The sequence below is a fragment of the Promicromonospora sp. NPDC050249 genome, from assembly GCF_040656015.1.
In the GTDB taxonomy this organism is placed as follows: Bacteria; Actinomycetota; Actinomycetes; order Actinomycetales; family Cellulomonadaceae; genus Promicromonospora.
The window spans coordinates 77,816-90,377 of sequence record NZ_JBFAKY010000015.1 but is presented as its reverse complement, the minus strand read 5'-3'; the positions used below and the strand labels follow the sequence as shown (position 1 = coordinate 90,377).

The 12,562-nt window shown below is 71.2% G+C and carries 5 protein-coding genes; all 5 read left to right on the top strand.

What is annotated here, in order from left to right; all coding sequences use genetic code 11:
• Positions 1–5: 5 nt before the first annotated feature.
• The 5 genes from nuoL to AB0I32_RS14345 all read left to right on the top strand — a co-directional run bounded on the left by nuoL (position 6) and on the right by AB0I32_RS14345 (position 12,541).
• The gene (gene nuoL / locus AB0I32_RS14365) at positions 6–1,931 is read left to right on the top strand and encodes an NADH-quinone oxidoreductase subunit L (RefSeq protein ID WP_357507122.1); all 1,926 of its coding nucleotides are present in this window, start codon (positions 6–8) and stop codon (positions 1,929–1,931) included.
• An 11-nt stretch (positions 1,932–1,942) separates the two neighbouring features.
• Positions 1,943–3,526 (top strand): NADH-quinone oxidoreductase subunit M, encoded by a 1,584-nt coding sequence (locus tag AB0I32_RS14360; RefSeq protein ID WP_357507016.1) that lies wholly within the window; start codon positions 1,943–1,945, stop codon positions 3,524–3,526.
• Positions 3,523–5,304 carry an NADH-quinone oxidoreductase subunit NuoN gene (gene nuoN, locus AB0I32_RS14355; RefSeq protein ID WP_357507014.1) on the top strand — a complete coding sequence of 594 codons (1,782 nt, stop codon included), beginning with the start codon at positions 3,523–3,525 and terminating at the stop codon, positions 5,302–5,304. The genes AB0I32_RS14360 and nuoN overlap by 4 nt, the downstream gene beginning before the upstream one ends.
• Complete coding sequence (locus AB0I32_RS14350) at positions 5,301–6,389, top strand: polyprenyl synthetase family protein (protein WP_357507012.1); 1,089 nt, start codon at positions 5,301–5,303, stop codon at positions 6,387–6,389. Before nuoN ends, AB0I32_RS14350 begins: the two co-directional genes overlap by 4 nt.
• A gap of 89 nt (positions 6,390–6,478) precedes the next feature.
• A complete protein-coding gene (locus AB0I32_RS14345; RefSeq protein ID WP_357507010.1) occupies positions 6,479–12,541 on the top strand; it encodes an Ig-like domain-containing protein in 6,063 nt (2,020 codons plus the stop codon).
• Positions 12,542–12,562 lie beyond the last annotated feature (21 nt).

Genomic DNA, 12,562 nt, shown 5'->3' with positions numbered 1-12,562 from the left:
ACGACGTGATCGGGCTCGCCCCCTGGCTGGTCGGCATCCCGCTGATCGGCGCGGCGATCCTCCTGCTGGGTGGCAAGGCCACCGACCGCTGGGGCCACTGGCTCGGGGTGCTGGCCTCGGCCGCCTCCGGGGTCATCGGCATCATCCTGATGTTCCGCATGATCGGCACACCCCCCGAGGAGCGATCGGTCGACCACCACCTGTGGACCTGGCTGTCCGCCGGTGGCCTCGACGTGGACCTCGGCATCCGGCTGGACCCGCTGTCCATGACCTTCGTGATGCTCGTGACCTTCGTGGGCACGCTCATCCACATCTACTCCGTGGCGTACATGGACCACGACCCGCACCGGCGCCGGTTCTTCGCCTACCTGAACCTGTTCGTCGCGGCGATGCTCACGCTCGTCCTCGCCGACTCCTACCTCCTGCTCTTCGTGGGCTGGGAGGGCGTGGGCCTGGCGTCCTACCTGCTCATCGGGTTCTGGGACACGGGGCGGCCCTCCGCCCGCGAGAACGCGGTGGCGGCGAAGAAGGCGTTCGTCATGAACCGGATCGGCGACATGGGGCTCATCGCCGCCATGGCGCTGCTCTTCGCGAACACCGGCGCGCTGGACTTCGGGACCACCCTGTCCGACGACGTCGTCGGCTCGCTCTCCCAACCCACCGCCACCGCGATCGGCCTGTGCCTCCTGCTCGCAGCGTGCGGCAAGTCGGCGCAGTTCCCGCTGCAGGCCTGGCTGGGTGACGCGATGGCCGGCCCGACGCCGGTGTCCGCGCTCATCCACGCCGCCACGATGGTCACCGCAGGCGTCTACCTCATGGTGCGCTCCGGGCCGATCCTGGAGGCCGCCCCGACGGCGCAGCTCGTCGTGGTGATCGTCGGCGCGGTGACCCTGCTGTTCGGTGCGGTGGTGGGTACCGCGAAGGACGACATCAAGAAGGCGCTGGCCGCCTCCACGATGTCCCAGATCGGCTACATGATGCTCGCGGCGGGTCTCGGCCCGGCCGGGTACGCGTTCGCGATCTTCCACCTGCTGACGCACGGCTTCTTCAAGGCCGGGCTGTTCCTCGGCGCCGGCTCGGTGATGCACGCCATGGACGACCAGACCGACATGCGGCGCTTCGGCGGCCTGTCGCGGTTCCTGCCGATCACGTGGATCACCATGGGTCTCGGCTGGCTCGCGATCCTCGGTATCCCGCCGTTCTCCGGCTTCTGGTCGAAGGACGGGATCATCGAGGCGGCCTTCATGCCCGTCGAGGGCCAGCCGTGGCGGGCCTGGGTGTTCGGCTCGGTGGCGGTGCTCGGCGCCGCGATCACCGCGTTCTACATGACCCGTCTGTTCTTCATGACGTTCGGCGGGCGCCGTCCGCGCTGGACCGAGAACCAGCACCCGCACGAGGGCTCGCCGCTGATGTGGTGGCCCCTGGTGTTCCTCGGTGTCGGCTCGGCCGCGCTGGGCCTGGTGCTCGGCATGGGCGGCACGTTCGTCACCTGGCTGGAGCCGGTGGTGGGGCACGCAGAGCACCACGAGCCGGTGCTCCCGGTGCCCGTGATCATCGGGGCCACCTTGACGGTAGTGGTGCTCGGGGCGCTGCTGGCGTTCCGGATGTACGCCGTCTCCCTCGTGCCGGAGGAGGCACCGCGCGGCTCCGTCCTGACCCGGGCGGCCCGCAGGGACCTGTACCAGGACGCCGCCAACGAGACGCTGGTGCTGAAGCCGGCGCACGGGGTGGCCCGCCTGGTCGAGGTAGGTGACCGTGACGTCGTCGACCGCGGCTGGAGCGTCCTGCCCCAGACCGTGTCGTGGTTCGGCGCGGTGTTCCGGAAGGCGCAGAGCGGCTACGTCCGCTCGTACGCGGCGGGCATGGCGGGCGGCGTCCTCGTGATCGCCGCCGTCGCCTGGCTCGTGTCGGGCCTCGGTGGTGCCCAGTGATCGGAGGAGAGATGTTTCCCTGGCTGACCGCGCTCATCGCGTGGCCGCTGGTCGGCGCGGCCCTGGTGGGTCTCAGCGCGCTCGGCCGCTCCCGCACGGGCCCGGCGAGCGCTGGGGTCGGCCTTGCCCGGCCGATCGCGCTCGTGTTCTCGCTGGTCGAGGTGGCACTGCTCGTCGGTACGTTCGTCGCCTTCGACCCGGGCGCCGCCGCCGAGCACCAGCTCGGCGCGACCTACGCGTGGATCCCGCAGATCGGCGTCTCGTACGCCGTGGCCGTCGACGGTGTCGGCCTGCTGCTCGTCGCGCTGGCAGTGGTGCTCGTGCCGCTGGTGCTGCTCGCCGCCTGGAAGGAGCAGGGGCGGGACGAGGTGCGCCTGCGCAGGTTCGTCGGCCTCGTGCTGCTGCTCGAGGCGTTCATGGTCGCGGTGTTCTGCGCCCGTGACGTGTTCCTGTTCTACGTGCTGTTCGAGGCCATGCTGATCCCCGCCTACTTCCTGATCGGCGGGTTCGGGCAGGGTGCAGGACGGCGTAAGGCAGCCGTCAAGTTCCTGATGTTCAGCCTGGGCGGCGGGCTCATCATGCTCGCGGCGGTCATCGCGCTGTACTTCCTCGCTGTCGGCGCAGGCGTCGACCCGAGCCGGGCGTTCCTCGTGGACGAGCTCGTCGCGGTCGACCTCGGCACCACCGCCGAACGCCTGATGTTCGTCGGGTTCTTCATCGCCTTCGCGATCAAGGCGCCGATGGTGCCGGTGCACAGCTGGCTGCCCGACGTCGCGGGGAACGCCACCCCCGGCACCTCGACCCTCCTGATCTGTGTCCTGGACAAGGTCGGCACCTTCGGGATGCTGACCCTGTGCCTGCCGCTGTTCCCGGAGGCGTCCCGCTGGGCCGCGCCGTTCGTGATCGCGCTCGCCGTGATCTCCGTGCTCTACGGCGCGATCATGGCGATCATGCAGACCGACCTGCTGCGGCTGGTCGGCTGGACGTCCGTGAGCCACTTCGGGTTCATCATCCTGGGCATCTTCACCTTCACGCCGCTGGGCACCGCCGGGTCGAGCTTCATGATGCTCAACCACGGCCTGGCCACCGGCGCGCTGTTCCTGGTGGCCGGGTTCCTCGTGTCCCGGCACCCGGAGAAGTCGCAGAAGATCGCGGCCTACAGCGGTCTGCGGTCGGTCACGCCGGTGCTCGCCGGGACGTTCCTGGTGGCAGGGCTCGCGACGCTGTCGCTGCCCGGCCTGGCGACGTTCGTCAGCGAGATCATGGTGCTGATCGGCGCGTTCAACGGGACGCCGGACGGCTCGGCGGCGTGGGCGATCGCGGCGATCCCCGGCGTGGTCCTCGCAGCGGTCTACGTGCTGCTGACGTACCAGAAGATCTTCACGGGAGCACCGGCCGCTGGGCTCGAAGCCCTGCCCGACCTCGGCAGGCGTGAGCGCATCGTCGCGGCACCGCTCGTCGTCGGACTGCTGGTGCTCGGCCTTGTACCGGGCCTGGCCCTGACCTACGTGAACGCGCCGGCCGAGCAGTCGGTGGCCCTCACGACGGTCGACGAACCGGCGGATGCCGCCACGCAGATGGGGAGCGACAAGTGACCGAGTTCGTGGCACCCGAGATCGACTGGCTCGCCCTCGCACCGCTCCTCGTGGTGCTGGGTGCGGGCGTGGCCGGCGTGCTCATCGAGGCGTTCGTGCCCGCCAGGGCCCGCCGTGTGACCCAGATAGTGCTGACCCTCGCCGCGCTGGCCGGCGGGTTCGTGTTCGTCGCGATCCTCTGGCCCCAGATCGTGGTGCAGCCCGTGCAGGTGGTCGGGGGGAGCCTGACCCTCACCCCCTTCGCGCTCGGCGCACAGGGCATCATCGCCGTGCTGGCCTTCCTGGGTGTGCTGGTGGTCGCCGACCGTACGGCCACCGGACAGGACGCGTTCGCGCCGGCGGCCTCGGCGGTGCCCGGCACCTCGTACGAGGACCTGGCCCGACGCTCCGGCCTCGAGCAGACGGAGATCTACCCGCTCCTGCTGTTCGCGACGGGCGGCATGATGCTGTTCGCCTCCACCGACGACCTGATCGTCATGTTCATCGCGCTCGAGGTGCTGTCGCTCCCGCTGTACGTCCTGTGCGCGACGGCACGCTGGCGCCGCCTCCTGTCGCAGGAGGCAGCGGCCAAGTACTTCCTGCTGGGCGCGTTCGCCTCGGCGCTGTTCATCTTCGGCGTCGCGCTGATCTACGGGTTCGCCGGCACGGTGCGCCTGCTGGAGATCGCCCAGGCCGTGCAGCAGGGCGGCCTGCCGCTCGAGGGCATGAGCGTGCTGCTCGTCGCCGGTGTCCTGCTCGTCGTGGTCGGCCTGCTGTTCAAGGTCGGCGCCGTGCCGTTCCACGCGTGGACGCCCGACGTCTACACCGGTGCGCCCACCCCGATCACCGGGTTCATGGCCGCGTGCACCAAGGTGGCGGCCGTCGCGGCGCTCGTCGAGGTGCTGTACCGCATCACGATCGGTGTGCAGGCGGTGGACCCGCAGATCATGCGACAGCTGCAGATCGTGATCGTCGTGGTCGCGGTCCTGACGATGGCCGTGGGCACGGTCATCGGGTCCGTCCAGACCGACGTCAAGCGCCTGCTCGCCTACTCGTCGATCGCCCACGCGGGCTTTCTGCTGGTGGGCATCGCGGGCTTCAACTCGCAGGTGCAGTCGTCCACGCTCTTCTACCTGCTCGCGTACGGCATCGCCACCATCGGCGCGTTCGGCGTGGTCACGCTGGTACGTGAGCGCCGGATCACGCCGGGGTCCGGCGAGGACAACGGCCCGGTCGGCGACGACGGCGTGGTGCTCGGCGAGGCGACGGAGATCACGCAGTGGGCAGGGCTCGGCCGCAAGGCCCCGTGGCTCACCGCCGCCTTCGCGCTGTTCCTGCTGTCGATGGCGGGCATCCCGCTCACCGCGGGGTTCATCGCCAAGTTCGGCGCGTTCACCGGTGCCACGACGGGCGGCCTGTGGTGGCTCGCGGTCCTCGGTGTGCTCGCCTCGGTGGTCGCCGTCGCGTTCTACCTGCGGCTCCTGGTGGTCATGGTGTTTCAGCGGGCTCAGGACGAGCCCGCGGAGTCGCAGGTCGCGCTCGTCGAGACCGCGCCAGGAGCCGAGCCGGGCGAGGCCGAGGTCTCGACCAGCGGTAGCGTGGTGACGGGCGGAACCGCGGCGGCCACCCTGACCAAGGTCCAGGTCACGACCGCGCAGCGCGTCGTGGTGACAGTGGTCCGGTCCCGTGGACCGGCCGCCGTTGCCATCGCCGTGTGCGCGATCGCGACAGTGATTCTCGGCGCTTTCCCGTCCCCGGTTCTCTCTCTGGTGGAACAGGCAAGTAAGTTCGTGCCGTGACCTCCGCACCGCTGCCGCCCCAGACGACGACGGGCACGTCCGCGTCGGCTTCTCCGGCCGCTCCGTCGAACCTGCCCGATCCGACCGCGCTCGGCCTGCCGATCTCCGACCCGGAGCTGGCATCCCGCCTCGCGGAGCGGCTGACGGGGGTCGACGACGCGCTCCTCGAGGCCGTCGCCAGTGCGGACAAGCTGGCCGACGGCGCCTCGCGGCACCTCATCGACGCGGGCGGCAAGCGGTTCCGTCCCCTGCTCACCCTGCTCACGGGTGAGCTGGGTGACGGCGCCGCGCCGGGCGTCGTCGACGCGGCGGTGGTGGTCGAGCTGACGCAGGTCGCGTCGCTGTACCACGACGACGTGATGGACTCCGCGCCCATGCGGCGCGGGGCGCCGTCGGCCCACATGGTGTGGGGCAACTCGGTGGCGATCCTTGTCGGCGACATGCTGTTCGCGCGGGCGTCCGCCCGCGTCGCGGAGCTCGGCCCCGAGGCCGTGATCCTGCAGTCCAGGACGTTCGAGCGGATGTGCCTGGGCCAGCTGCACGAGACGATGGGCCCCGACGACGGCGAGGACCAGGTCGCCCACTACCTCCAGGTGCTGTCGGACAAGACGGCGTCGCTGCTGTCGGCGTCGGCCCGCCTGGGCGCGATGATCGCCGGAGCGCCGAAGGAGCAGATCGAGGCCGTCGGCGCGTACGGCGAGAAGGTGGGCGTCGCCTTCCAGCTCGCCGACGACGTGCTCGACGTCGCCTCGTCCGGTGAGACCTCCGGCAAGACGCCCGGGACCGACCTGCGCGAGCACGTGCCGACCATGCCCGTGCTCCTGCTGCGCCAGCACGTCGCGTCGGACGCCGCAACGGACGCGGACCGGGACCTGCTCGCCACGCTCGACGGCGACCTCTCGTCCGACGAGGCGCTGAGCGCCGCGCTGGAACGGCTGCGTGCGCACGCCGTCCTGGCGGAGACGCGGCAGCTCGCGGTCCAGTGGGCGCGTGCCGCCTCCGCCGAGCTGGCGCCGCTGCCGGAGGGCCCGGTCAAGGAGTCCCTGGAGCAGTTCGCCCAGGTGCTGGCGGATCGGGCGGTCTGACGGCTTTCTCCTGGTGAAAACAAGCTGTCCTTCTGCCGCTCGCACACTCGGCAACTGGTTAGGATGCAGCCTGTCGAAGGAGCGGTGGGGTGGCGGAGGACGAGGCGAAGGTCGGGGCGGCACCGGGTCTCGTGGTGTCCTGGGTGCTGGTGACCCTGTTCGTCGGCGCGCTCGCCGCCCTCGCCTTCCTGCAGGACGGTGAGGCCACCGTAGAGCTCGACCTGAACGACTCCGGCGTCTGGGTCACGCAGACCGCGTCGGGCAAGGTCGGTCGCTTCAACTACGAGGCGCGGGCACTGGACGGCACGCTCCTCGCGGGCTCCTCGACGTTCGACGTGCAGCAGGACGCTTACCGGGTCCTGCTGACCGACAAAGGCGCTTCCTCCGCGAGTCCGATCGACCCCGCCCAGCTCGTGTCCGGTGGCGAGATACAGGTCCCGAACGGCGCGCGGGTCGCGTCGGGCGGCCACACCACCGCCGTTCTGGATCCCGAGGGCGGACGCCTGTGGGTGCTGCCGTTCGACGGTGTGACGTCCTTCGACGAGGAAGAGCTCGAGCCCGTCCTGGAGGTCGGTACGGGCGGGTCGCTCGCCGTCGCGAAGGACGGGACGGTATTCGTGGCGGTCCCGGGGGACCGGACCCTCTACCGGGTGGACACCGGTACGCAGGGAGCACCGGGAGAGGTCACCGGGAGCGAGCTGCCCGTCGCGGAGGACGCCGAGCTGGAGCTCACCGCGGTGGGCGGCGAGCCGGTGGTGCTGGACCGGACCGCGTCCACGCTCGTCCTGCCCGACGGCCAGGTCGTGGGCCTGCGGGGTGGCGCGGAGGCTCGCCTGCAGCAGCCGTCGGACGAGCAGCGGTCGGTCATGGTGGGCACGGCGAAGGGACTGGTCGCCCAGCCGCTCGCCGGCGGAGAGCCGACGACGCGCGTGGCCGACGGGGTCCCGGCGGCTCCCGTCCAGGTGGGCACCTGCACGTACGGTGCGTGGTCGGGCACCGGCCAGGTGGTGCGCGACTGCCCGGGCACCGACCACGACGTGGACGAGCACCTGGAGGGCGTGGAGGGCGAGCTCGCGTACCGGGTGAACCGCAGTGTCGTGGTGCTGAACGACATCTCGGCGGGCACTCTGTGGATGGCCGCGGACGAGTTCGAGATGGTCGACGACTGGGACCTCGCCATGCCCGAGCAGGCGGAGCGCGAGGAGGCGGAGTCGGAGACGACGACCCCCGAGCTGGTCGACCAGTTCGTGGCGGACCGGGACCAGCCCAACCGGGACCCGAAGGCGCAGGACGACGACCTCGGTGTGCGCGCCGGGCGCACCACCGTCCTGAACGTGCTGGGCAACGACACCGACCCTGACGGCGATGTCATGACGGTGTCGGTGGCGACACAGCCCGACAGGGCTACGGGCGTCACCGTGCACCGCGTGCTGGACGGCCTCGCCCTCCAGGCGCACATCCCTTCCGACGCCACCGGCTCGTTCACCTTCACGTACAAGGTGGACGATGGCCGAAAAGGTACGGCGAGCGCGCAGGTGCGGGTCCGTGTGGTCCCGACCGACTCCAACGAGCTGCCGGCGTCCGACGGCGAACCGGTGCTCCGGGTGGCGCAGGGCGGCAAGGCGACGATCAAGGTGCTGCCGTACTGGCGCGACCCCGACGGCGACGACCTCGTGCTGTCGAGCGCGAGCACCGGTGACGCCGCCGACGAGGTCCGATACCGTCCCGACGGCACCATCGAGTTCCGCGACGGTGGCGGCGCGACCGGCCGCAAGATCGTCGACCTCACGGTCAGCGACAGCGTCGGGGCAGTGGGGAAGGGCAAGCTCCTGATCGACGTGGTCGCCTCCCAGGAGCCGCCCGTCGCCGTCGGCGACCACGTGGCGGTTCCCGCCGGACAGCCCGTGACCGTGTATCCCCTGACCAACGACACCGACCCCAACGGCGACCGGCTCCGCCTGGTCGACGTCGCGGAGCAGGCACCGGCCACCATCACGCCGAACTACGCCAGCGGCTCGTTCCGCTTCGTGAGCCAGGAACCGGGCAGCTACGACCTCGCCTACCAGGTCAGCGACGGCCCGGACGCCACGCTGGGGCTGGTTCGCGTGGACGTGCTGGAGCCACCCGAGCAGGCCGGCACGCCGATCACCGTGACGGACACCGTGCTGCTGCCGGCCGGCGGCTCCGCCCTGGTCGACGTGCTGGCCAACGACACGGACCCGGCAGGCGGCGTGCTGGTGGTGCAGTCGGTGACGCTGCCCGACGGTGCCCCGGTCACCGCCGCCGTGCTGGGCCATCACGTGCTGCGGGTCAGCGAGGTCAAGCGCCCGGACGATCCCGTCATCATCGAGTACACGGCCGCGAACGGTACCGAGACCGCCGTCGGGCAGGTGCGGGTGGTGCCCGTGCCGGCCGGGACCACGCTGCGCCCGCCGGAGGCCTCACCCGACGAGGCAGCGGTGCACGCCGGCGACGTCGTCACCGTGCCGGTGCTGGGCAACGACACCCACCCGGACGGGCTGGAGCTCACCCTCGCCGGGGACCTCATGGAGCAGCCGGACGCGGGTGAGGCCTTCGTGTCCGAGGACGCGGTGCGGTTCAAGGCGGGGCCGGAACAGAGCGGTACCGTCCACCTGGTCTACGAGGTCACCGACGCGCACGGTCAGAAGGACTCCGCGCAGGTGACGGTCACCATCGTGGACAAGGACGAGAACGTCGCCCCTCAGCCGCCCGACGTGACCGCCAGGGTGCTGGCCGGGGCGAGCACCCGTGTGGCCCTGCCGCTGGACGGCAGCGACCCCGACGGAGACCACGTCCAGCTCGAAGCGGTCACGTCGCCGCCGGCCATGGGCACCGTCGACATCGTGGACGGCTACCTGGAGTACACGGCGTCCTCGAATGCCGCGGGGGAGGACCGGCTCACCTACTCCGTCACGGACACCCGCGGCGCCACGGCGGGCGGCACGGTCCGTATCGGCGTGGCGAGGCCACCGCAGATCAACCAGGCACCGCTCGCCGTGGACGACGAGGTGCTGGTGCGGCCAGGCCGGACCGTCGGTGTCGAGGCGCTCGCGAACGACTCCGACCCGAACGGCGACCAGGTGGGCCTGGTGCCGAAGTCGTTCGAAGGAGCTGACGACCTCGACCCCGAGGTGGTGGACGACCTGGTGGTCCTCACCGCACCCCGCGACGAGGGGACGCACACGTTCTACTACGGCATCGAGGACTCGTTCGCGGCCCGGGCCACGGGCGCGATCACCGTGCAGGCCGTCCGGGACGCGCCCCTGCTGCGCCCCATCGCGCGGGACGACGCAGTCGCCCCCGAGGACGTCACGTCGAGCACCGTGCGGGTCGACGTGACGGGCAACGACCTGGACCCGGACGGGCTCGCAGCGGACCTGGAGGTCACCGTCCCCGGCCAGGGGCCGGACGGCGCCGCGGTGACCGCGGCCGGTGAGATCGCCGTGCGGCTCACGGAGCGGCCACAGGTCATCACCTACCAGGTCACCGACCCGGACGGGCTCACGGGCAAGGCGTTCCTCCGCGTGCCGCGGGATGGTTCGCTGCCCCGGCTGCGGGAGGACCTGGAGCCGGTGGAGGTGCTCGCGGGCGAGCCGACCCCGCTGGATCTCACCGAGTACGTGGTGGTCGCTGAGGGACGGGTGCCGCGGATCACCGACGAGTCGAAGGTCGCGGCGACCGAGGGCACCCACGAGGTCACTGGTCCGGCCGGGATCACCTACACCGCGTACGAGGACTACTCGGGTCCGGCGGCGGTGACGTTCGAGCTCACCGATGGCAAGGGCGCCGATGATCCCGAGGGCCGTACCGCCGTGCTCTCGCTGCCCATCGACGTGCTGCCCGGTGCGAACGAGCCACCGGAGATCACCGGCACCCCCGCGCTGGAGGCGGTAGCGGGTGAGGAGACGGCGCTCGACCTGTCCCGCTTCGCCACCGACCCCGACGACGACCCGCTCACCGTGGCGGTCGACGGCGGCGCGGACGGGCTGAGTCTCGCCGTCCAGGGCACGACGGTCCTGGTGACGGCGGAGCCCGGCCTGCCGAAGGGTACAAGGGCCACTGTCGACCTCACGGTGACCGACGGGAAGCACCCGCCGGTCGCCGGGCAGCTCGCGGTCACCGTGGTGGCTTCGACACGACCGCTCACCCGGGCCAACACGGACGAGGTCCGCGATGCGCACCAGGGCGAGCCGGCCACGGTGGACGTGCTGGACAACGACGTGAACCCGTTCCCCGAGGAGCCCTTGCGGCTCGTATCGGCACAGCGCGAGTCCGGCCAGGGAACCGTCGAGACGTCCGGCGACAGCGTGACGGTCACCCCGCCCGCCGGCTTCCACGGGGTGACCGTGGTGCGTTACCGGGTGGCCGACGCGACGGGTGAGCCTGCCCGGGAGGTCGAGGGAACCGTCCGGATGACGGTGCTCGGCGTGCCGGAGACGCCGCGTCCGCCGGTCGTCGAGGAGGTGCGGTCCCGGACGGTGGTGCTGAGCTGGGACCCGCCGTCGGACAACGGCGCGGAGATCACCGAGTACCGCGTGCGTCCCAGCAGGGGCGCCGCTACGACCTGTCCCACGACCACCTGCACGATCACCGGCCTGACGAACGAACAGGTCTACACGTTCACCGTGGCGGCGAGGAACGAGGTGGGCACGTCGACGGAGTCGAGGGCGTCCGAGGAGGCGCGGCCGGACGAGAAGCCAGAACCGCCGACGGCTCCGACGCTGCGCTTCGGCGACCAGAAGCTCACGGTGTCGTGGAAGAACCGGACGTACACGGACCGGTCACCCATCGAGTGCGTCAACCTGGAGATCAGCCCGGCACCGCCGTCGGGCAAGATCCAGAAGACGTGCCTCGACGGCACCCGGACCGTCTGGGAAGGGCTGCGGAACGGCACGGCCTACACGGTGCGGGTACAGGCACGGAACGCGGCCCCCGACCCGTCCGAGTGGTCCGACGCGTCTGCTCCCGAGACGCCCGCGGCGCCTCCGGCCCAGCCGGGCGCGCCGAAGGCCTCACGGCTGGACGCGGCAGTGGGCGGGCAGATCGCCGTACGCTGGACCACCCCGGTGACCAACGGTGCTCCGGTCACGCGGTACTACCTGGACGTCTACCGCGACGGGACCAAGGTGCGGACGCTGAAGGTCTCCGGCACGTCGCAGCAGCTGCGGGAGCTGGACCAGCGGTCCTCCTACGAGTTCACGGTGACCGCGCAGAACAAGGCGGGCAGGTCGCCGGCGAGCGCCCGGTCCGCCGCGCTTGAGCCGTACGGCACCCCGCTCGTACCCGGGACCCCGAGAGCGGCGCTCGGTGAGGAGACCGACGGCAGGGCGCGCGTCGAGTGGGGTGAGATCAGCCAGTTCCGCGGCAACGATCCCCACTACGAGGTACGCGCGGACGGCTCGACCGAGAAGACGACATCGGGCTCCCCGTACACCTTCGGCGGTCTGAGCAACGGCCGGGACCACACCTTCGACGTGCGGGCGTGCAACGCCTATACGTGCTCCGACTGGACGCCGCGCTCGAACGCCGTGAACCCGTACACCGTGCCGGGCAAGCCGGAGCTCGGCTGGACGAGGGACCGCAGCGACGACGGCTACTTCTCGGTCTGGGCGGCGACCAACACCGGGGGGCGCGAGGTGACGGGCACCGAGTTCATCATGACCGGCGACGCGGAGGACTCCGGCAGCAGGTCCCCCACCACCCGCATCAACGTCCCGACCGGGCCGAACAAGAGTTACCGGCTCCAGGCCCGGAGCTGCAACATCGCAGGATGTGGTGCCTGGGCCGAGAAGACCGGCACGACCGGCAGCGACGCCTCGAACCGCACGGTGCAGGCTCAGAAGGGCGCGAGCGCCGGGAGCGGCAAGAACTACGTCAGGGTGGTCGTGAGCAACGGCACGCCCGGCGCGGGGTTCAGGGTGCGGTGCGTCGCCGACGGTGACGACTTCTATCCCACGACGTTCACCGACGGGGTCCGCAACCGTGACCGCAACGACCGGTTCGGCAACCCGCTCGTGCTCGACGCGAACGGAGACACTGACGCCGAGCTCGCCTGTTCCTGGGGCAGCCCAGGATCGCAGGTCTGGGTCGACACCGACGTCTGGGGCGACTCGACCCGCGTCACGTGGTGAGTCGCCCCCCGACTTTTCGTG